This window comes from Streptomyces sp. NPDC020489 (genome assembly GCF_044386545.1).
Taxonomy (GTDB): Bacteria; Actinomycetota; Actinomycetes; order Streptomycetales; family Streptomycetaceae; genus Streptomyces.
Genome location: NZ_JBIRUZ010000006.1, coordinates 60,626 through 80,280 on the forward strand (window position 1 = coordinate 60,626; position 19,655 = coordinate 80,280).

A 19,655-nucleotide genomic window follows, 5' to 3' on the forward strand; every position below is an offset into this window, starting at 1 on the left:
CCGGAGTTGTGACGATCCGTCGCGCGCGGAAGGGGCCCTGGGCAGAGGGCAGCCCTGGGTGACTCTCAGGGGGAGGTTCTCGGGCACTGCCCGGCGAAACGGAGGCAATGAGGGAACCGGGAAACGGGTCCGCCGCACAGCCGCCTCACGGGTGAGCGAGTGAGCGGGTGCGGCGGCGGGGCGGGTCAGGCCGGTGCGCCCAGTTCCGCCCAGACCTTCTTGCCCGCGGTGCCGGGACTGCGGACCACGCCCCAGTCGAGGCAGAGGCGCTGGACGATGAACATGCCGTGTCCGCCGGGGCGGCCCGCGCGGTGCGGGGTGCGGGGTGCCGGCTGGCCGGCGCCCTTGTCGGAGACCTCGACGCGGATCACCTTGTTGTCGAGGGCGATCCACAGCTCGTCCGGGCCCTCGGCGTGCAGACAGGCGTTGGTGACCAGCTCGGAGACGACGAGCAGCACGTCCTCGGCGGCGGCCCGCTGGTCGGCGGTGGCGGCGGGCAGCCAGCCCCACGCGTACAGCGCCTGGCGGGCGAAGTCGCGCGCGAGTGGCACGACACCGCTCGCGTCGTCGAAGCTCAGCCTGCGGACCTGCCGGCCCGCCGACGACTCGGGCGGCACGGCCGCACCCCCTTCGGACACCCCGGAAGCGCCGTCGGCCTCCGGGCCGCGGTCGCCCGGCGAGAAAGGCCGGGTGCTGCTCATCAGCGCTTCACCTCACCGATTCACCAGTTCACGATTCAATCGTCAGATCATTGGATCAGAGGGCAGTACGCGGCTCGACGGTGGATCCGCGACCGCGCCCGACTCCTGCTCCTGGAATGTCTCCTGCCCGACCGAACCGGCAGAACACCCCCTGTTTCGGCACACGTCCTCCGGCGAGGGGCGTGACGCGTGGGAAACCCCGGCCGCGCTGGGGCGTCCGGGGCGCCACACACCCGTCGGACCGGCTCAGCCGGTCTCGTCGGCCAAGGCCGCCTCGAGCGTGTCGTGGACCGTGAAGACCGCATCGGCCCCCGTGATCTCGAAGACACGCGCCACCACAGGCAGCATCCCGGCGAGATGCACCCCGCCGCCTGCGGCCTCCGCCTTCAGTCGTGCGCCGAGAAGTACGTTGAGCCCCGTGGAGTCGCAGAACTCCAGACGCGAGCAATCCACCACCAGCCGACTGAAGCCGTCCTCGAGGCAAGCCTCGAGTGGCTCCCGCAACAAATCGGCGGTGTGGTGATCCAACTCACCCGCCGGAGTCACGACGGCGCTGGCGCCCTCTTTCCGCACCTCGACCAGAAGCCGGCCAGACTGTGCGCTGCCGACCGTCCCGCGGTCCATGCCGTCTCTCTCTCCCGACGTCCGTGGCTGCTACTGACGCCCACGAACACTACGCCTTCTCCACACCCTTCGACACCCGAACAATCACCCACAAACAGACATAACCGCACAGAACACACTTGCGGTCGTGTCAGGAAACCGGGTAGGGCTAGTAGAGACACGTACTCGACAGGGCCGGCTTTGGAGGCGCCGCACACCGCAGTGCACGAACTGGCTTCGGCAGCCATATGCCGAGAACGATGGAGGACATCATGTCACCCCGGCTCGACGCATCGCCTACCCCGCAAGCGACGTCGGCATCCCCCACGGAACATCTGAATCCCATCGAGCAGGACGCCGAAGGCGATGTGCTCGCCGGTCTCCCGGAGATCCCGCCCTTCGAAGAGGTGGGGGCCGTCGACGCGCGCGCCCTCTCCAAGACCCTCTTCGCGCGGCTGGAGTCGCTGGAGGAGGGCACGCACGAATACTCGTACGTCCGCAACACGCTCGTCGAACTGAACCTCGCCCTGGTCAAGTTCGCCGCCTCCCGCTTCCGCTCCCGCAGTGAGCCGATGGAGGACATCATCCAGGTCGGCACCATCGGCCTGATCAAGGCGATCGACCGCTTCGAACTGAGCCGTGGTGTGGAGTTCCCCACCTTCGCGATGCCAACCATCGTCGGAGAGATCAAGCGCTTCTTCCGCGACACCTCGTGGTCCGTACGGGTGCCGCGCAGGCTCCAGGAGCTCCGGCTCGACCTGGCCAAGGCCGGTGACGAGCTGGCCCAGCAGCTGGACCGGGCCCCCACCGTCGGCGAGCTCGCCGAACGCCTCGGCCTCAGCAAGGACGAGGTCGTCGAGGGCATGGCCGCCTCCAACGCCTACACGGCCTCCTCCCTGGACGCCCAGCCCGAGGACGACGACACCGAGGGCGCCCTGGCCGACCGGATCGGCTACGAGGACCACGGCATCGAGGGCATCGAGTACGTCGAGTCCCTGAAGCCCCTGATCGCCGACCTCCCGCCCCGGGACCGCACGATCCTCTCCCTGCGGTTCGTGGCGGGCATGACCCAGTCGGAGATCGGCGACGAGCTCGGGATCTCCCAGATGCACGTGTCGCGGCTGCTGTCCCGCACGCTGGTGCGGCTGCGCAAGGGACTGACGCTGGAGGAGTGACCTCGCCCGGGCGAACTCGGAAACGGGGCGTGCGGATCAGATCTCGCGCACGCCCCGTCGCCATACCCCGGCGACCAGCGGCACGCCCGGCCGGTAGGCCAGGTGCACATGGCTCGGCGCGTCCAGCAGCAGCAGATCCGCGCGGGCGCCCGGCGTGAGACGGCCGATGTCGTCCCGGCGCAGGGCCGCAGCGCCGCCCGCCGTGGCCGACCAGACCGCCTCGTCCGGGGTCATGCCCATGTCCCGTACGGCGAGGGCGACGCAGAACGGCACCGAGGACGTGTAGGACGAGCCCGGGTTGCAGTCGGTGGACAGGGCCACGGTCACGCCGGCGTCCAGGAGACGGCGGGCGTCGGGCCACTGGGCCCGGGTGGAGAACTCGGCGCCCGGGAGCAGGGTGGCGACGGTGTCACCGCCGGCGAGGGCGTCCACGTCCGCGTCGGTGAGGTGGGTGCAGTGGTCGGCGCTGGCGGCGTCGAGTTCCACGGCCAGCTGGACGCCGGGGCCGTAGGAGAGCTGGTTGGCGTGGATGCGCGGGAGCAGCCCCTTCGCCCGGCCCGCGGTGAGGATCGCCCGGGCCTGGTCGCCGTCGAAGGCGCCCTTCTCGCAGAACACGTCGATCCAGCGGGCGTACGGGGCACAGGCGTCCAGCATCTCCCCGGTGACGAGGTCGACGTAGGCCGCCGGGTCCTCGGCGTGGTCCGGCGGGACGATGTGCGCGCCCAGGTAGGTGACCTCGTCGGTGTGCGCGGCGGCGATGCGCAGGGCTCGGGACTCGTCCTCGACGGTCAGCCCGTAGCCGGACTTCGTCTCGAAGGTCGTGGTGCCCTGGCGCAGGGCCTCGGCGAGGTGGCGGGTGAGGTTGGCCTCCAGGGCCTCGTCGCTCGCCGCCCGGGTCGCGGCGACCGTGGTGCGGATGCCGCCCGCGGTGTAGGGGCGCCCGGACATGCGGGCGTTGAACTCCTCGGTCCGGTCACCCGCGAAGACGAGGTGGGAGTGGGAGTCGACGAACCCGGGCAGGACCGCCCGGCCGCCCGCGTCGACCCGGTGGTCGGTGGCGGGTGCTCTGCTCGACTCACCGGCCCACACGACACGGTCGCCCTCGATGACGACGGCCGCGTCCCGGACCAGGCCCAGGGGGGAGCCGTCGCCGAGGGCGGGGTCGTTGGTGACCAGCGTGGCGATGTCGGTGATGACGGTGCTGCTCATGGCGTCCTTGTCGGTCGTCTTCAGGCGCGGAGGGCGTCGACGGCCCGCGCCAGCGCTTGCGGCACATCCGGTACGAGGGTGTGGGCCCCGTCGCGCACGACGTGCCGTCCGCCCACGATCGTGTGCCGTACGTCCGCCGCCGTCGCCGCGAAGACGGCCGTCTCGGCGCCGAGCCGGGGCAGCGGTCCCGCGGTCCTGACCGAGTCGAGTGTGATCGTCGTCAGGTCGGCGAGCGCGCCGGGCTCGATGGTGCCCGCCTCCTCCCAGCCGAGGGCCGCGTGTCCGTCGGCGGAGGCGGCGCGCAGGAGGGCGGCCGCCGTCCAGTGGCCCCGGGTGCGGGTGCGCAGCCGTTCGTCCAGCTCCATCGCGCGGGCCTCTTCGAGGAGGTCGATGACGGCGTGGCTGTCGGAGCCGAGGCAGAGCGGGGAGCCCGCCCTCTGGAGGGCGAGCGCGGGTCCGATGCCGTCGGCGAGGTCCCGTTCCGTCGTCGGGCACATGCAGGTGCCGGTGCCGGAGCCGCCGAGCAGGGCGATGTCCTCGTCGGTGAGGTGGGTGTTGTGGACGCCGGTGGTGCGCGGGCCGAGGACGCCGTGCTCGGCGAGCAGCCGGGTGGGCGTGCAGCCGTGGGCCTCGCGGCAGGCGTCGTTCTCGGCGGTCTGCTCGGACAGGTGCACATGGAGCGGGGCCCGCCGCTCCTCGGCCCACCGGGCGACGGTGGCCAACTGGTCGGCGGGCACGGCCCGTACGGAGTGCACGGCCGCGCCGATCCGCGCGTGGTCCCGGTCCTTGAGCGCGGCGCAGCGTTCGGCCCAGGCGTCCGCGCTGCCGTCGGAGAAGCGCAGCTGGTGGGTGTTCGGGGGCTGCCCGAAGCCGGAGGAGAGGTAGACGGTGTCGAGGAGGGTGATGCGGATGCCGGCGTCGGCCGCGGCGGCGAGGAGGGCCTCGCCCATGGCGTTGGGGTCGGCGTAGGGGGTGCCGCCGGGGGCGTGGTGCACGTAGTGGAACTCGCCGACGCTCGTCACGCCGGCCAGCGCCATCTCGGCGTAGACCGCGCGGGCGAGGGCGTGGTAGCTCTCCGGGGTCAGCCGGTCGGCCGTGGCGTACATGACCTCGCGCCAGGTCCAGAAGGTGCCGGAGCCGACCTGGACGGTGGAGCGCAGGGCGCGGTGGAAGGCGTGCGAGTGGGCGTTGGCCAGGCCCGGGAGGGTCAGGCCGCGCAGGATCTCGGCGCCGGGGGGCGGGGTGGGCGCGTCGGTGCGGACGGCGGTGAGACGGCCGTCCGCGACGTCGACCGCGACGCCCGGCTCGACGTGGGTGCCGAGCCAGGCGTGCTCGAGCCAGTACGTCCGCGTGCGCTGCTGGGTCACGTGCAGGCCAGTCCTTCCAGTACGTCGGCGAGGGCGAGCACCCCGGCCACGCAGTCGTCCTCGGCGGCGAACTCCGCCGGGGAGTGCGAGACGCCGGTGGGGTTGCGTACGAACAGCATGGCGGTCGGGATGTGCCCGGAGAGGATCCCGGCGTCGTGTCCGGCGCCGGTTCCGAGGACCGGGACGCTCAAGGGCGTGTCCGTGCCGAGGATCCGGGCGAGTTCGTCGCGCAGCGCGTGGTCGAACTCCACGACCGGGGTGAAGGACTCCCGGACCACGTCGAGGTCGATGCCGCTCTTGTGGGCGTACGCGCGGGCCGCCTCCTCGATGCCGGTGACCACGCTGTCGAGGGTCTCCTGCTCCGGCGCGCGGGAGTCGAGCCACCCGCGCACCAGGGACGGGATCGCGTTGACGCCGTTGGGCTCGACGGAGATCTTGCCGAAGGTGGCGACCGCACCGGCGAGTTCGGCCTCGCGGCGGGCGGCGAGCACGGTCTCGGCGTACGACATCATCGGGTCGCGCCGGTCGGCCAGCCGGGTGGTGCCGGCGTGGTTGGCCTCGCCCCGGAAGTCGAACCGCCACCGCCCGTGCGGCCAGATGGCACTGGCGAGCCCGACCGGGTCGCCGGAGAGGTCCAGCGCCCGCCCCTGCTCGACGTGCAGTTCGACGAAGGCGCCAATGCGCGCCAGCCGCTCGGGATCGGCGCCGAGGGCGTCGGGGTCGTAGCCGGCGGCCTCCATGGCCCTCGGGAGCGTCACCCCGTCCCCGTCGGTCAGCCGGTGCGCCTGCTCGGCGGTGAGCTGCCCGGAGGTGAGCCGTGAACCGACGCAGGCGAGGCCGAAGCGGGCGCCCTCCTCGTCACCGAAGTTGACCAGGGCGAGGGGCTTGGTGAACGTGACGTCACGGGAGCGGAGTTCGTCGAGCGCGGCGAAGGAGGACACCACCCCGAGGGGCCCGTCGAAGGCGCCCCCGTCCGGCACGGAGTCCAGGTGCGACCCGGTGACGACGGCGTCCCCGGCGGCGGGGTCTCCGAGCCAGGCCCACTGGTTGCCGTTGCGGTCCACCTCGTAGGCCAGGCCGCGGCTGTCGGCCTGCTCCTTGAACCAGGCCCGGCATTCGGCGTCGGCGCCGGTCCAGGCGTAGCGGCGGTAGCCGTGGGAGTCGGGGTGGCGGCCGATGGGGGCGAGGTCGCGCCACATGGAGTGGAAGGAGGCGCCGGGCCGCACGGCCCGCGGGCCCGCACCCCCGCCCGCTGACGAGACCTCGGCCTCCACCGGGGGTGTGCCGCGTTCCGTCACGCCGAGTCACCCTCACGCATCGGAACCCGCACACCGCGCTCGTCCGCCACCGACTCCGCGATGTCGTACCCGGCGTCCACGTGCCGGATGACGCCCATGCCGGGGTCGTTCGTCAGGACCCGGCGCACCTTCTCGCCGCCCAGCTTCGTGCCGTCGGCCACCGTGACCTGACCGGCGTGGATGGAGCGGCCCATGCCCACGCCGCCACCGTGGTGGAGGGACACCCAGGACGCCCCCGACGCCACGTTCACCATGGCGTTGAGCAGCGGCCAGTCGGCGATCGCGTCGGACCCGTCGAGCATGCCCTCGGTCTCCCGGTAGGGGGAGGCGACGGACCCGGCGTCCAGGTGGTCGCGCCCGATCGCCAGGGGCGCCGCCAGCTCGCCGCTCGCGACCATGTCGTTGAACCGCTCGCCGGCCTTGTCCCGCTCGCCGTAGCCGAGCCAGCAGATCCGGGCGGGCAGGCCCTGGAAGTGGACGCGCTCGCCGGCCATCTTGATCCAGCGGGCGAGGGACTCGTTCTCGGGGAACAGCTCCAGGATCGCCTTGTCGGTCTTGGCGATGTCGGAGGCCTCGCCCGAGAGCGCGGCCCAGCGGAAGGGGCCCTTGCCCTCGCAGAACAGCGGGCGGATGTAGGCGGGGACGAAGCCGGGGAAGGCGAAGGCGCGGTCGTAGCCGGCGAGCCGGGCCTCGCCGCGGATGGAGTTGCCGTAGTCGAAGACCTCGGCGCCGGCGTCCATGAAGCCGACCATCGCCTCGACGTGCCGGGCCATCGACTCGCGGGCGCGGGTGGTGAAGCCCGCCGGGTCCTTGGCCGCCGCGTCCGCCATGTCCTCGAAGGCCATGCCGGTCGGGAGGTAGGCCAGCGGGTCGTGCGCCGAGGTCTGGTCGGTGACGATGTCGATGGGCGCGCCTTCGGCGAGCATGCGCGGCAGCAGCTCGGCGGCGTTGCCCAGCAGGCCGATGGAGAGCGGGCGGCGGGCGTCACGGGCCTCGACGGCGAGCTGGAGGGCGTGCTCCAGGCTGTCGGCCCGCACGTCCAGGTAGCGGTGTTCGATGCGCCGCTCGATGGCGCGCGGGTCGCAGTCGATGCAGATCGCCACGCCGTCGTTCATGGTGACCGCGAGGGGCTGGGCGCCGCCCATGCCGCCGAGGCCGGCGGTGAGGGTGATGGTCCCGGCGAGGGTGCCGCCGAACTTCTTGGCGGCGACGGCGGAGAACGTCTCGTAGGTGCCCTGGAGGATGCCCTGGGTGCCGATGTAGATCCAGGAACCGGCGGTCATCTGGCCGTACATGGTCAGGCCGAGGGCCTCCAGGCGGCGGAACTCCTCCCAGTTCGCCCAGTCGCCGACGAGGTTGGAGTTGGCGATGAGGACGCGCGGGGCCCATTCGTGGGTCTGCATGACGCCGACCGGGCGGCCGGACTGGACGAGCATGGTCTCGTCCTGCTTGAGGGTGCGCAGGGTGCGGACCATGGCGTCGAAGGAGCGCCAGTCGCGGGCCGCCTTGCCGGTGCCGCCGTAGACGACGAGCTTGTCGGGGTGCTCGGCGACCTCGGGGTCGAGGTTGTTCTGGAGCATCCGCAGGGCGGCTTCCTGCTGCCATCCCAGGGCGCTCAGTTCCGTACCGCGGGGCGCTCGGACGGGGCGGGGTCCTGACATGGTCTGCCTCCTGGCGGATCGGGCTGCCGTGGATGTGGTGCCTGGGGTCGCGCGGTCGCGGGCCGTCCGGCCGGGCACGGTCCAGCCGCGCATTGTGTGGCTGTTATTCACATCCTGACTTTCTGAATAGACCTAGTCAATAGGGCGGTCCCGCGGCGCGGGCGCGGAACGGGTGTTTGGCTGGACGCATGGGCGCGGACAACGACCTCACGGGGGACGGCGTGGACGACGGCAACGGGGCGGGCAGGGCGCGCGCGGCGCGACGGGACGAGGCGGTGCGGGCCGCGGTGGAGCAGCGGCTGCTGGGCCCGGACTCCCCCATCGTGGGCCTGCTGGACGTGACGGGCATCCGGGAGTCGGCGGCGGAGCTGCGGGCGGCGTTCGACGCGGTCACCGCGCCCGGCACCCCGGTGCTGCACGCCTTCGCGGTCAAGGCCTCCCCACTGGTGCCGGTGCTGCGGCTGTTGCGGGAGGCCGGGATCGGGGCGGAGGTGGCGAGCCCCGGCGAGCTGGCGCTGGCACGGGCGGCGGGGCTGCGTCCCGAGGCGACCGTCCTGGACTCGCCCGCCAAGACGCCGGCCGAGCTGCGGGAGGCGCTGGCGCTGGGGATCGCCGTGAACGCGGACAACCCGCAGGAGCTGGCCCGCATCGACGCCCTCATGCGGTCGGCGACCAGCCGCTCACCGCTCGGGATCCGGGTCAACCCGCAGGTCGGCGGGGGCTCCATCGGGGCGACGTCGACGGCCACGGCGACCTCGAAGTTCGGGGTGGGCCTGCGGGACGCGGGCGCCCGGGAGTGGCTGGTGCGCGCCTACGCGGACCGCCCCTGGCTCACCCGACTGCACACCCACACCGGCTCCCAGGGCGTGCCGCTGTCCCTGATGGCGCGGGGCGTCGCCGAGGCGTACGCGCTCGCCGAGGAGATCAACCTCCGCCTCGGGCGGCGCCAGATCGACACGCTCGACATCGGCGGCGGGCTGCCGGTGAACTTCGGCTCGGAGGCGACGACGCCGACGTACGCGCAGTACGCGCGCCTGCTGAGCGAGGCGGTGCCGGGGCTGTTCGACGGGCGGTACGGGCTGGTGACCGAGTTCGGCCGGTCACTGCTGGCCAAGCACGGGACCGTGGTGGCCCGGGTCGAGTACACCAAGAGCGCGGGCGGCCGGCAGGTGGCGGTGACGCACGCCGGCGTGCAGGTGGCGACGCGGACCGTGTACGCGCCGGGCTCGTGGCCGCTCAGGATCGCGGCCTACGACGCGAAGGGGCGGCCCAAGGAGGGGCCCGAGGTGGTGCAGGACATCGCCGGGCCCGCCTGCTTCTCGGGCGACCTCCTCGCCGAAGGGCGCGCGCTGCCGCTCCTGGAGCAGGGCGACCACGCGGCGGCGCTGGACACGGGGGCGTACTACGTCGCGCACCACTACGCGTACAACTCCCTCGCCCGGCCCGGGATCTACGGTTTCGCGCCCGACGGGGGCGGCGGGGTCGCCTTCGCGACCGTACGGGCGCCGCAGACGCTCGACGAGATCGTGGCCGAATCGGGCGGGGCGCACGCCTCCGCGCTCACCACCCTCTGAGCAACCGCGCGCCCTTGACGCACGCCGATGGACGTATGGGTCAACTGGTCGCTGAACGAGCTCAGTTGACCCACCTTAGCCGTCGCGCGCATGTTCCACCGGAAAATGCCAGAACCCTCACCTCCCGCGCACACACTGCGTAGCTTCGGCGTCACTCAGCCGAACCCCATGCGGGAGGGGAACACGCGGTGCCCGGAATCGACGAGTGTCTACTCGAAGCCATGCAACTGCCCGGCGCCCGGGGCGTCGCCCTGGTCGACTGGACGAGCGGGCTGGCCCTGGGCACCGCAGGGGAGTCACCGGGCGGTGACCACGAGGCGGCCGCGGCGGAGGCCGCCGAGCTGGCCCGACTGGCCGCCGAACACCGGGCGTTCGCCGCCGACGACGACCTGGCCGACCCCCCGGTCGAGGACGTGATCATCAGCAACCAGGACAGCTACCACATCCTGCGTTTCGTACGGACCTCCTTCGACAGCAGCGTCTTCTTGCACCTGTGGCTGGCCCGCGTGGACGGCAACCTCGCGCTGGCCCGCATCCGGCTCGGCGAGATGACCGGACGGCTGGTGCTGGGATGACCGCGCTGAGAACGACACCGCCGCCCCGGCTGCCGGTGCGGGACAAGGCCGAGGCCCACGTCCGGGCATGGGGCGGCGTCTCCCCGATGCTGACCCGGCTCGCCGCCGAGCGGGCCACCGGCGTGCTGGTCCGCGAACGCGGCACCCTGCACCTGTCCGAGGGCCGGGTGGTGCACGCCGACAGCCCCCTCGCACCGGGCCTCGACGTGCTCCTCACCGCCCGCGGCACCCTCGACGGCGACACCTGGCGGCAGGCGGTCGCCGAGGCCGACGGCCCACCCGGCGCCGGCCTGCTGCTGGCCGGGCGCGGCCAGCTCACCCGGGGCGCCCTGGAGCTGTGCCACCTGGAGGCGCTGTACGACGCGGCCTACTTCGCCCTGGCGCCCAGCAGCAGCCCCGGACACTTCCGGTACACCGGCGCCGGCCGCCTCGGCGCCGTGCACCCGGTCACGGTCACCGCCCTGGAGCACGAGACGCTGCGCCGCCGGGACCTGCTGCACCGCATATGGCCCGACCCGGGCACCGACGAGGCGGCCCTGCTGCGCGCCGACACCCTCGCGGCCCCCGGCCTCAGCGCCCGGCAGCGGGCGGTGCTGGACCTGATCGACGGCTCCCGCACCGGGCCGGACATCGCCCGCGCGCTGGGCCGCCCGGCCTTTCACACCCTGGTGGACCTCCGGCGGATGGCGGCGGCCGGGGTCGTGACCCGCGACCCGCGGACCCCGGCCCCGGCCCCCCCGCCCCGCCCCCGCGCCGTCCCGGCCGGCGACGCCCCGATCCCCCTGGCCGTCCGCGGCCCCGCCCCGCACTCCGCGGCGACCTCACCCGAGGTCGCCGACCCCGACATCGCGTTGTTGAAGAGGCTCAGGGATGCGCTGGAGTCCCTTTGAACGGCAGCGGACACGCGCCGAGAGGAGAGACCTGATGGCCACCGACCCCGAGGTCCTCGACGAGCTGCGCCGGCTGCGCAGCCGCGTCCCGCAGCTCACCGGCGCCCTGGCGGCGAGCGTCGACGGCCTCGTGATCGCCCAGGACACCCCCGGTGTCGAGCCCGAGGGCATGGCCGCCCTGACCGCGGCCGCGCTCGGCGTCGCGCTGCGGCTGGCGGACGCCACCGGCCAGGGCGACTTCCGCGAACTGCTGGTGCGCGGGTCGTACGGCTATGTGTCGACGTACGCCGCGGGCCGTACCGCGGTCCTCACCCTGCTCGCCCCGGACGGGGTGAGCGTCGGACGCCTCCATCTGGAGGGCCGGCGCGCCGGCGCCCGGATCGGGGAGGTCGTCGACGCCCGCCCGGCCGCCGAGGCACCCGCGAAGCCCACCAGACCCGCCACCGCACGCAACCGAACGGCGCGCACCCCACGCACGACCAACCCGCGCGCATCCACGGAAAGTTGAAACCGAACAACCCCGGAAAGAGGGACAGACCGTCATGGCCAACACCGAAACCTGCCTGAAGGAAGCACTCGCCTCCATCGAGGGCGCGACCGGAGTCGCCCTCGTGGATTACACCAGCGGCATGGCGCTCGGCACGATGGGCGGCAGCAAGAGCTTCGACCTCAACGTCGCCGCCGCCGGCAACACCGACGTGGTGCGCGCCAAGCTGCGCACCATGGAGCACCTGGGCCTCAAGGGCCAGATCGAGGACATCCTGATCACACTCACCGACCAGTACCACCTGATCCGGCTGATGGCCGGACGCGGCGGCAACGGTCTGTTCCTCTACCTGGTGCTCGACGCCAAGCGCGCCAACCTGGCGATGGCCCGCCATCAGCTGAAGCGGATCGAGGAGGACCTGGAGGTCTGAGGGCCCGACGCTCAGACCAGCGCCGCGGTGCGACGGCGGGCCCCGCCCGGGGCCGCGTCGCCCGCCGCGACGCCGGTGCCGCGGTACGCCCGGACCGCCTTGCCGACCGGGCGTCCGCCGCGCGCGTCGAGCCAGTCGACCCGCACCCACAGCAGCGCCTCCCCGTCCCGCTCACGGCGCCCGATCCACCCGGCCTTCAGCCACAGCCCCACACCGGCCCCGGCGAGCAGCAGACCGCCCGCGACCGGCACGGCGAAGTTGGCGCCGAGGGCCGCCAGCCAGGCGAGCAGCACCCACCAGCGGTGCCCGTGCCGCCAGTTGCGCACGGTCACGGCCCGGTCCTGGAGCACGTCGTGCTTGCCGGCCCGGGCGACATCGCGAGAGAGAGCGGTGTAGCGCCCGCGCCGGCGGTACGCCACGAGGGCGGCGGCGACCAGGAACAGCGCCGCCCCCGCCAGCACCCCGATCCGGCGCCCGGTCAGCCCCGGCACCAGCAGTCCGACACCCGCCGCGAACACTCCGGCCCACCACAGGGGCGCGGCCCCGGCGCGGACCACGACGGCAACCCGAGCGAGCCCATGACCTCCGCGTGCCACGTCCAGCCTCCTCGTCGTCCTGGCACAGTCCTGTCGACCGGGCAGACTAACGGGCGAACGTGAGACGAGCATGAAAAGCCCGCCCGGGCCTCACTCCACGAACAGCCCGCGCGCCGCCGCCCTCGCGTCGAACTCCTCCAGCCGGGCCTGCGCCTCGGGCAGGTGGTCGCACATCGCCTCCAGCAGCACCCGCCCGAGCAGCATCGGCGCGCACGCGGTGTCGAAGGCGAGCCCGGTGCCCACGGCGGCCGGCAGCAGCAGGTCGGAGACCTTGGCGACCGGCGCGAACGCGGAGTCGGCGACGGTGACGACACTCAGCCCGGCCTCCTTGGCGTACCCGAGGGTGTCCACGACCTCGCGGGGGTGCCGGGGCAGCGCGAAGCACAGCAGCGTCGAGGCACCGGCCCGTACCGCGGCGTCGATCCGGTCGTGGATCATCGTGCCGCCCTCGTGGAGCAGCCGGACGTCCGGGTGGACCTTGGCGGCGAAGTACGCGAAGCCGTACGCCTGCGAGGCCGCCGCCCGCAGCCCCAGCACCGGCAGCGGCCGGGACGCCGCCAGCAGCCGTCCGGCCTTCCGCACGGGCCGGGGGTCGGCGAGCAGGTCCGCGAGGTGCCGGAGGTTCTCGATCTCGGCCTCGACGGCCTGCTGGTACTCGTTGCGGGCCACCGCGTCCACGCTCTGCTCGGCGGGGGCGACCTCGCGCAGGTGCCTGCGCAGGGCGGGGTAGCCGTCGAAGCCGAGGGCGACCGCGAAGCGGGTCACGGACGGCTGGCTGACCCCCGCCAGCTCCGCCAGCTCGACGCTGGACAGGAACGGCACGTCGGCCGCCCTGCGCACCATGCTGTGCGCGATGCGGCGCTGGGTCGGGGTGAGCCGGTGCCCCTCGAAGAGGGCCTGCAACCGTGCGGCCGGGCTGTCGGCCGTGCCCGTGGCCCGCCCCGCCGTGTCCTCCGCGCTCATGACGCGCTCCCCCTCCAGATGTCCGTGAACCGGTCCAGCAGCGCGGCCGCCGCCGTCACGTCGTGCGTCAGCGGCCGGTCGGCCGGGTCCTCGTCGAGCACCGACAGGGCCAGCTCCAGCGCGCGGCCCACCGGAAGGTCCGGATCGGGACCGTGGTCGCGCATGCGCAGCGCCCGTACGGCGGCGACGAGTTCGCAGCCCACCACCAGACGGTACGCACCGCACGCGCGCAGCGTCTGACGTGCGGCGAGGGAGGCGAAGCTGGCCTGTTCCTCGACGCCCCGGGAGAGTACAGCGTGCCCGAGCGACGCGGGCGCCGAGAAGGCCCGCAGATCGCCGAGGGCGGCACCGGCGGCGTACTCCAGGATCATCACGCCGGAGGAGGCGGGTTCGTGGTCGGCGAGGAAGGGGCGCAGGCGGGTGTAGGCGGGCTCGTTGAGGGTGGAGAGCCGGGACGTCGAGAGCCGGGCGACCTGGGTCAGCGACAGCCTGAAGTGGTCCAGCGCGAGCGCCAGTTGGGCCTGGTAGAAGCCGCCGTGGTGGTAGGCGGCCAGGTCCGCGGGAGCGATCAGCGGGTTCTCGGCGGCCGCGTTGATCTCGATCGCGACGACCTCCTCCAGGGCGTCGGCCGCGTCATGGGCGGGGCCGTGGATCTGCGGCAGGCAGCGGAAGCCGTACGGGTCCTGGATCCGGCCGAGCGGAGGGGTGGGCCGTTCGTCGGCGCCGATCAACTCCCGCATCCGCCGGGCCACTTCGGCGGACCCCCGGTGCGGCCGGGCGGCGTGCACGGGGGCGGCGTACGCCTCGTGCGACCCGTCGACGGCCAGCAGCGACAGCGCCCCGACGACCTGGGTGGCCTCCAGCAGCCCGCGCAGTTCATGCAGGGCGAGGGCGGACTGCCCGAGGGTGAGCGCGTTGCTGCTGATGAAGGCAAGGGCGTCGTTGTTGTCGAGGGGCTGGGGCTCGGGAGCGGGTCCCCGCCAGGGGTGCTCCCCCGTCAGCGCCAGCCCGGCCTGGGCCAGCGCCGCGATGTCCCCGGTCCCCACCGACCCGAACTCGTTGACGACCGGGTACGCCCCGCCGGCCAGCGCCTCGCACAGGGCCGTCACGACACTCGGCCGCAGCCCCGCGCCACCCGCCAGCAACTGGTTGGCCCGCACGGCCAGCATGGCCCGCACCTGCCGCGCCGGCAGCTCCGCCCCGATGGCCCCGGCGTGACTGCGCAGCAGCCGCAACCCGTGCTCGGCCGCGGCCTCGGTGGGCACGTCCTCGTTGCGGTTCGCGCCGACGCCGGTCGAGCGGCCGTAGACGCGGCCGGTCGCGGCGATCTGCCGGGCGGCGTCCCAGGACTCGGTCACCCGCTTCATCGCATCGGTCCCGGGCACCGGCCGCACCGCGCCGTCGGCGAGGCGTACGACGTCCTCGACCCCGAGTCCGATCCCGTCGAGGACGACCGGGCCGGCGTCCACCGCACCCGGCGCCTCCACGACCCGAGACGACATCACGCCCGAACTCCCCTCGCCGCGGGCATCCGATCCTGCCGCGCGGTCATCCGTCCCTCCGCGTCCAGACCCACCCGTTGACAACCTATTCAGCCACCAAGAACTCTGCATGCCGTTATACAGCCGGGCAAGGGCATCTCATGATCCGGCGCGGCACGCCCCCCGGGAAAGGCCCGGCGGCCCCGACCACGAACACGGGGGATATCCCCAGTGCGGGGGCCACGGGCGCTGCCTACCGTAAGTCCCATGACCGGAATGGACGCGCGGGACGCCGACCTGAAGAAGGAACTCGACGCCACCTTGCAGGCACGCAGGGAACTGGGCGAGGAGTACGAGTCCGCGCTGGTCGACTCCTTCCTCGAGAAGGTCGACCAGCGCATCGACGGCGCGGTGGAGCGCCGGGTACGCCGGCAGCTGGCCGAGCAGCAGATGGTGGTGGCCCGGGGCTCCCGGTCGCCGAAGCCCACGGACTCCTGGGGGGAGCGGTTCGGCTTCGGCATCGTCTCGCTGGTCCTGGCGATCCCGCTGTCCGCGATCGGCGGCGGGGTGGCCCACCTCCCGGGCCTGCTGGTCGCCTGGGCGGGCATCGTGGGGGTGAACGCCTTCCAGGCGGTGCGCTCCAACCCGGAGCTGTTCAGCGGCAGGCGCCGTCACCACAAGGGCGACGACGCCTGGGAGGACTGACCGGACGGGTCACGCCTGCCGGGTCGGCAGCACCATGATCTGCCGCAGGTTGACGTGCCGGGGACGGCTGGTGGCGTACGCGACGACGTCGGCGACCTCCTCGGCCGACAGCGTGCCCACCGCGTCGACCATCCCGCCGATCTGCTCCCGCAGCCCGTCGCTGTCGATGTGCGAGGCGAGCTCGGTCTGCGTCAGCCCCGGCTCGACGTTGGTGACCCGCACGTCGCGCGGCCCGAACTCACCCCGCAGGGACTGCGAGAGATAGGTCAGCGCGGCCTTGGTGGCCCCGTACACCGCGTAGTTGGGGAACGTGATGTGCGCGCCGATGGACGAGATGTTCACCAGGTCCGCGGTCCGCCCCTGCGCGGCGGCGCCCACCAGATCCGCCGTGAAGGCCCGGATCATCCGCAGCACCCCGGTGACATTGGTGTCGATCATCCGCTGCCACTCGTCGACCCGCCCGTCGTCGACCGGGTTCGGCAGCATCACGCCCGCCGAGTTCACCACCAGGTCGACAGCCCCGTAGGCGGCATGGACCCGCTCGACGGCCGCGTCCACCGAATCGCCGTCGGTCACGTCGGCGACCACGGCGAGCGCCTGCCCGCCATCGGCCCGGATCTTCTCCACGACGGCGTCCAGCCGCTCCTGACGGCGCGCCAGCAGCGCGACCTTCGCCCCCTGCGCGGCCAGCAGGACGGCGACGGCCTCACCGATCCCGCTCGCGGCCCCGGTGACGACGGCGGTACGGCCGGACAGGTTCTCGTACGACATTGCGGTGCTCCTCGTTGGCCGGAAGTCCGCCGGGCACCCCGGCGACGACCACCACCCTGCGCCGCCCGGCCCGCCCTACCCAGGGATGAGCTGTTCCTGGGTCTGCCAGTACCAGGTTCACGGCCCGCCGCTCCCCTACGATCGAACCCATGGACGGGGACCTCGGAGACTTTCTGCGCACACGCCGCGCTCGCATCCAGCCGGAGGACGTGGGGCTGCCCTCGCACGGGCGGCGCCGCGTACCCGGCCTGCGCCGGGAGGAGGTCGCGCAGCTGGCGGGCGTCAGCGTCGACTACTACATCCGCCTGGAACAGGGCCGAGGCCCCGGGGGCCCCTCCCGGACGAAATCCGGAGGAGTCTCCGACGCCGTCCTGGACGCCGTCGCGCGCGTCCTGCGCCTCGACGAGACGGAACACGCCTATCTGCACGCGGTGGCCCGCCCCCGCAGACAGGGCGCACGCCCGGCCGCGCCCCGGGTCCGCGCGGGCGTCCAACTGCTGCTCGACAGCATGGACCGCACCCCGGCCTTCGTCCTGGACCGCCGGATGACCGTCCTGGCCTGGAACGCCCTGGCCGACGCCGTCTTCGGCTACAGCGCCACGACGGCCGAGGCCCGCAGCATCCCGCGCCACGTCTTCCTCGACCCCGCGGCCCCCGACTTCTACCCGGAGTGGCAGGCGGTGGCCGCCCAGTGCGTGGCTCATCTGCGGGTCCAGGCCGGCCACCACCAGAACGACCCGCGACTGACCGCACTCGTCGGCGAACTCTCCCTCAAGAGCGAGGACTTCCGCCGCCTGTGGGCCGACCACCAGGTCCGGGAGTGCGCCTACGGCGTGAAGCGCGTCCAGCACCCGGTCGCGGGCCGGCTGGTCTTCCCCTACGAGACGCTGGCCCTCCCCGGGGAAGGCGACCTGACGCTGCTGGCGTACACGCCGGAGCCGGGGTCGGAGACGGCCGAGAGGCTGTCGCTGCTGGGAAGTTGGAAAGCGACGACGGCCGCAACCCCTGATTGAGGAACCACGACGGCGGGCGACCACGTCCGCGAGAGCGGCGCCGGTTCAGGCGCAAAAAGGGGCTTTCGCGGGGACCGCCGCACCCCCGTTGCCGGGGGGCGGGACGACGGCGGTCCCCGCGAGGGACGCTGACCGGGTCAGGCCGGGCCTCGCGTCCGAGGCGTCTGTGGAGGTCCGGGAGCCGCTCCGGAGGTCCTGTGACGCCGTTTGGGTGCCGGCCGGGACGGGGAGCCGCTCCCGCCCTGCCGACACCCCCTAATGTGCCGGACGCGTGTTAAGCGGGTGCTGCGCGGACGTGACACCCTCGTACCACTTCGACGAAGTCCACCACTTCGGTAGGCAACCGGAAGTCCGCCCGCCGCCCCGCCGGTTCACCGGACGTTCACCGCTCCTTCCCACCCCTGGCGAGGAAGGTTGGCTGCGACGCGGCCACGACGTCAATCAGTGCCCCTTCCTTCACCCGATCTGCGGAACCAGTTGGCCATCCACTCCCGAGTCCTGTCCCGCGCCCGCATATTTCGAGGTGTCCGAACACGTCGTCCACACTCGAAGAGGTACTCGCATGTCGGGCTGGTCCAGGAGCTTCCTCAACCCCTCGCTCGTCTCGGCGCTGGAAACCGGGGGCACCTTCGAGGAGTGGCTCGGCGGGCGGATACCCGGAGTGGACTACGCCCGCATCAGCGCCGACCAGAGCACGCGGTCCGCCGTTCTGGCCCAGGGCCGAGCGGCCGGAACGGGCGTTCGGCACCAGCATGAGGAGAACCGCGAGACGGCCGACGCGTTCGGGGTGGCCGTCGTCAAGTTCTACGAGGACAACGGGCTGACGGCTGTGCAGCCGACCATCTTGCGGCCGGCGTTCACGGAAATGACCGATGCGCTCCACTGCCGGAGGACGACCGAGGGCTTCCCGGTCCAGGCCCTCATCGCCACGGAACAGGAACGCGTATGGCGGCTGGCCCCGGACTTCGCCAGGGTCCGTCAGGCTGTCACCGTGACCGAGGAAGGGCTGTTCATCGAGCGGCGGGCCGTCTTCGACCTTCACTCGAAGCGCAGCGCCGAAGACACCGTCGCCGGCGAGGGCGAGGTGTGGAGGACGAAGGAGCGCGTCGAGCGCCACATCCGGCGGCGGGCCATCGACGGCGGGACCCCGGGCGGGCGCAGACGCTTCGGCTGGCTTCCGCCCGACCCCCGGTCGGGGATCAGGATCAACATGCGCAAGGATCCCGAGGAGTGGCCTGTTCTCCGGGAGATGATCGAATCCGCGCTGCGGGGCACGAGCTGGAACGCCATCGCCAGGCACCTCAATGCGCAGCGCGTCCCGACCGCTTCGGGAAACCGATGGAGCGGAGCGACGGTACGCCAGGCCCTGGTCAACCCTGTGATGTGCGGCTACCGGGCCATCCATGGCGCACTCGTCCGGGACCCCGCCACCGGCGCGCCGGTCGTCGGCCGGTGGGACGCCCCCGCGACCGTCGAGGAGTGGGAGGCGCTGGTGGCACTCTCCCGACAGCGCGGTTCGAAGAGAGGCACCCGTCTGACGAACGGCAGTCCGCCGCCGGGAGGCGAGCCCCAGAGCTTCCGCAAGTACCTGTTCAGTGGGTACGTGCGCTGTGGCGCCATCCGGGACGACGGCACTCCGTGCAACTCCAAGATGGGCGGTTGCGCCCGGCCGACAGCGGCCGACCCCGACAACGCCGTGTACATGTGTACCGCCCTGGACTGCGGGGGCACCGCACGCAACGTCCGTGACGTCGATCGCTGCGTCGAGGCGGTCGTGCTCTCCCTGATCGACGAGCGCCGCGCCGCCGTCGGCCCGGAACAACCGGAATGGGCCGGCACTCCACTGCTCCGGTCCCTGATCGGCAAACGGGATTCCCTCGGGCCGGAGCAGACGGCCGATCTCCAGACGCGGATCTCGGGGTTGGAAACGGCCCGTGAGGAGCACCAGCGCATCCGGCAGGAGAGCCTGACCGGCTGGGACTCGTCGCGCTGGCCCCTGATGAGTCTGGAACAGCGACGGGCGGCGACCGGCACCGTCCTGCGGTGGGTCACCGTCCTGCCGCTTCCGCCCGGTCGGTCGCGCCGCGCCGCGTTCGATCCCGGGCTCCTTCGGATCACGCCCGTGAGCTGAGCAGGAGGCTTGCGGGGGTGCCGTT

At 73.0% G+C, this 19,655-nt stretch carries 19 protein-coding genes; 9 read left to right on the plus strand and 10 right to left on the minus strand.

Annotated features, from left to right (window positions below):
* Positions 1 to 185: 185 nt before the first annotated feature.
* A complete protein-coding gene (locus tag ACH41F_RS17400) occupies positions 186 to 701 on the minus strand; it encodes an ATP-binding protein (RefSeq protein ID WP_391231620.1) in 516 nt (171 codons plus the stop codon).
* A gap of 246 nt (positions 702 to 947) precedes the next feature.
* Complete coding sequence (locus ACH41F_RS17405; RefSeq protein WP_391231621.1) at positions 948 to 1,325, minus strand: anti-sigma factor antagonist; 378 nt, start codon at positions 1,323 to 1,325, stop codon at positions 948 to 950.
* Between the two features lie 239 nt (positions 1,326 to 1,564).
* Between ACH41F_RS17405 and ACH41F_RS17410 the strand changes: the two genes are divergently transcribed.
* Entirely contained in the window at positions 1,565 to 2,479 is a 915-nt protein-coding gene (locus ACH41F_RS17410) for a SigB/SigF/SigG family RNA polymerase sigma factor (protein ID WP_391231623.1), read from the plus strand.
* A gap of 36 nt (positions 2,480 to 2,515) precedes the next feature.
* Here the strand turns inward: ACH41F_RS17410 and hutI are convergent, their stop codons facing one another.
* From hutI to hutU, 4 genes are all read right to left on the minus strand, one after another.
* Positions 2,516 to 3,688, minus strand: coding sequence for an imidazolonepropionase (gene hutI, locus ACH41F_RS17415; RefSeq protein WP_391231624.1), 1,173 nt, complete (start codon positions 3,686 to 3,688; stop codon positions 2,516 to 2,518).
* A gap of 20 nt (positions 3,689 to 3,708) precedes the next feature.
* Positions 3,709 to 5,055 (minus strand): formimidoylglutamate deiminase, encoded by a 1,347-nt coding sequence (locus ACH41F_RS17420; protein ID WP_391231626.1) that lies wholly within the window; start codon positions 5,053 to 5,055, stop codon positions 3,709 to 3,711.
* The gene (locus ACH41F_RS17425) at positions 5,052 to 6,254 is read right to left on the minus strand and encodes an allantoate amidohydrolase (RefSeq protein WP_391232328.1); all 1,203 of its coding nucleotides are present in this window, start codon (positions 6,252 to 6,254) and stop codon (positions 5,052 to 5,054) included. The genes ACH41F_RS17420 and ACH41F_RS17425 overlap by 4 nt, the downstream gene beginning before the upstream one ends.
* Positions 6,255 to 6,349: 95 nt before the next feature.
* Positions 6,350 to 8,014: a urocanate hydratase gene (gene hutU, locus ACH41F_RS17430; RefSeq protein WP_391231627.1), complete on the minus strand. Its 1,665-nt coding sequence runs from the start codon at positions 8,012 to 8,014 to the stop codon at positions 6,350 to 6,352.
* A gap of 188 nt (positions 8,015 to 8,202) precedes the next feature.
* On the opposite strand from hutU, the gene ACH41F_RS17435 reads away from it, so the two are divergent.
* The 5 genes from ACH41F_RS17435 (at position 8,203) to ACH41F_RS17455 (ending at position 11,970) form a co-directional block, all read left to right on the plus strand.
* A complete protein-coding gene (locus tag ACH41F_RS17435; protein ID WP_398836457.1) occupies positions 8,203 to 9,588 on the plus strand; it encodes a diaminopimelate decarboxylase in 1,386 nt (461 codons plus the stop codon).
* A gap of 188 nt (positions 9,589 to 9,776) precedes the next feature.
* The gene (locus ACH41F_RS17440; RefSeq protein WP_391231629.1) at positions 9,777 to 10,163 is read left to right on the plus strand and encodes a hypothetical protein; all 387 of its coding nucleotides are present in this window, start codon (positions 9,777 to 9,779) and stop codon (positions 10,161 to 10,163) included.
* Complete coding sequence (locus ACH41F_RS17445) at positions 10,160 to 11,053, plus strand: transcriptional regulator (protein ID WP_391231631.1); 894 nt, start codon at positions 10,160 to 10,162, stop codon at positions 11,051 to 11,053. The genes ACH41F_RS17440 and ACH41F_RS17445 overlap by 4 nt, the downstream gene beginning before the upstream one ends.
* 34 nt (positions 11,054 to 11,087) lie before the next feature.
* Positions 11,088 to 11,561, plus strand: a complete 474-nt coding sequence (locus ACH41F_RS17450; RefSeq protein WP_391231633.1) for a roadblock/LC7 domain-containing protein — start codon at positions 11,088 to 11,090, stop codon at positions 11,559 to 11,561.
* Between the two features lie 34 nt (positions 11,562 to 11,595).
* Positions 11,596 to 11,970 (plus strand): hypothetical protein, encoded by a 375-nt coding sequence (locus ACH41F_RS17455; protein ID WP_391231635.1) that lies wholly within the window; start codon positions 11,596 to 11,598, stop codon positions 11,968 to 11,970.
* Positions 11,971 to 11,981: 11 nt separating this feature from the next.
* On the opposite strand, the gene ACH41F_RS17460 is transcribed toward ACH41F_RS17455, so the two are convergent.
* The 3 genes from ACH41F_RS17460 to ACH41F_RS17470 form a co-directional block, all read right to left on the minus strand.
* Positions 11,982 to 12,566 (minus strand): hypothetical protein, encoded by a 585-nt coding sequence (locus ACH41F_RS17460; RefSeq protein ID WP_391231636.1) that lies wholly within the window; start codon positions 12,564 to 12,566, stop codon positions 11,982 to 11,984.
* 90 nt (positions 12,567 to 12,656) lie between these two features.
* On the minus strand, positions 12,657 to 13,529 hold the full coding sequence (locus tag ACH41F_RS17465; RefSeq protein ID WP_398836462.1) for a MurR/RpiR family transcriptional regulator: 873 nt from the start codon (positions 13,527 to 13,529) through the stop codon (positions 12,657 to 12,659).
* A complete protein-coding gene (locus ACH41F_RS17470) occupies positions 13,526 to 15,031 on the minus strand; it encodes an aromatic amino acid ammonia-lyase (protein ID WP_398836464.1) in 1,506 nt (501 codons plus the stop codon). Before ACH41F_RS17470 ends, ACH41F_RS17465 begins: the two co-directional genes overlap by 4 nt.
* Positions 15,032 to 15,277: 246 nt before the next feature.
* Between ACH41F_RS17470 and ACH41F_RS17475 the strand changes: the two genes are divergently transcribed.
* Positions 15,278 to 15,715: a hypothetical protein gene (locus ACH41F_RS17475; RefSeq protein ID WP_391231639.1), complete on the plus strand. Its 438-nt coding sequence runs from the start codon at positions 15,278 to 15,280 to the stop codon at positions 15,713 to 15,715.
* Between the two features lie 9 nt (positions 15,716 to 15,724).
* Here ACH41F_RS17475 and ACH41F_RS17480 read toward each other — a convergent pair whose 3' ends face one another.
* Entirely contained in the window at positions 15,725 to 16,486 is a 762-nt protein-coding gene (locus ACH41F_RS17480; protein ID WP_398836467.1) for an SDR family oxidoreductase, read from the minus strand.
* A gap of 149 nt (positions 16,487 to 16,635) precedes the next feature.
* Here ACH41F_RS17480 and ACH41F_RS17485 point away from each other — a divergent pair, with 149 nt between their 5' ends.
* Together ACH41F_RS17485 and ACH41F_RS17490 are read left to right on the plus strand one after the other, a co-directional pair.
* Positions 16,636 to 17,499, plus strand: coding sequence for a helix-turn-helix transcriptional regulator (locus ACH41F_RS17485; RefSeq protein WP_398836470.1), 864 nt, complete (start codon positions 16,636 to 16,638; stop codon positions 17,497 to 17,499).
* Positions 17,500 to 17,794: 295 nt separating this feature from the next.
* Entirely contained in the window at positions 17,795 to 19,630 is a 1,836-nt protein-coding gene (locus ACH41F_RS17490; RefSeq protein WP_398836472.1) for a recombinase family protein, read from the plus strand.
* Positions 19,631 to 19,655: the final 25 nt, after the last annotated feature.

Bases quoted from the DNA above. Each gene is read 5' to 3' on its own strand.
- ACH41F_RS17400 (WP_391231620.1), bottom strand. From the start codon at position 701: ATGAGCAGCACCCGGCCTTTCTCGCCGGGCGACCGCGGCCCGGAGGCC.
- ACH41F_RS17405 (WP_391231621.1), bottom strand. From the start codon at position 1,325: ATGGACCGCGGGACGGTCGGCAGCGCACAGTCTGGCCGGCTTCTGGTC.
- ACH41F_RS17410 (WP_391231623.1), top strand. From the start codon at position 1,565: ATGGAGGACATCATGTCACCCCGGCTCGACGCATCGCCTACCCCGCAA.
- hutI (WP_391231624.1), bottom strand. From the start codon at position 3,688: ATGAGCAGCACCGTCATCACCGACATCGCCACGCTGGTCACCAACGAC.
- ACH41F_RS17425 (WP_391232328.1), bottom strand. From the start codon at position 6,254: ATGTGGCGCGACCTCGCCCCCATCGGCCGCCACCCCGACTCCCACGGC.
- hutU (WP_391231627.1), bottom strand. From the start codon at position 8,014: ATGTCAGGACCCCGCCCCGTCCGAGCGCCCCGCGGTACGGAACTGAGC.
- ACH41F_RS17435 (WP_398836457.1), top strand. From the start codon at position 8,203: ATGGGCGCGGACAACGACCTCACGGGGGACGGCGTGGACGACGGCAAC.
- ACH41F_RS17445 (WP_391231631.1), top strand. From the start codon at position 10,160: ATGACCGCGCTGAGAACGACACCGCCGCCCCGGCTGCCGGTGCGGGAC.
- ACH41F_RS17450 (WP_391231633.1), top strand. From the start codon at position 11,088: ATGGCCACCGACCCCGAGGTCCTCGACGAGCTGCGCCGGCTGCGCAGC.
- ACH41F_RS17455 (WP_391231635.1), top strand. From the start codon at position 11,596: ATGGCCAACACCGAAACCTGCCTGAAGGAAGCACTCGCCTCCATCGAG.
- ACH41F_RS17465 (WP_398836462.1), bottom strand. From the start codon at position 13,529: ATGAGCGCGGAGGACACGGCGGGGCGGGCCACGGGCACGGCCGACAGC.
- ACH41F_RS17470 (WP_398836464.1), bottom strand. From the start codon at position 15,031: ATGTCGTCTCGGGTCGTGGAGGCGCCGGGTGCGGTGGACGCCGGCCCG.
- ACH41F_RS17475 (WP_391231639.1), top strand. From the start codon at position 15,278: ATGACCGGAATGGACGCGCGGGACGCCGACCTGAAGAAGGAACTCGAC.
- ACH41F_RS17480 (WP_398836467.1), bottom strand. From the start codon at position 16,486: ATGTCGTACGAGAACCTGTCCGGCCGTACCGCCGTCGTCACCGGGGCC.
- ACH41F_RS17485 (WP_398836470.1), top strand. From the start codon at position 16,636: ATGGACGGGGACCTCGGAGACTTTCTGCGCACACGCCGCGCTCGCATC.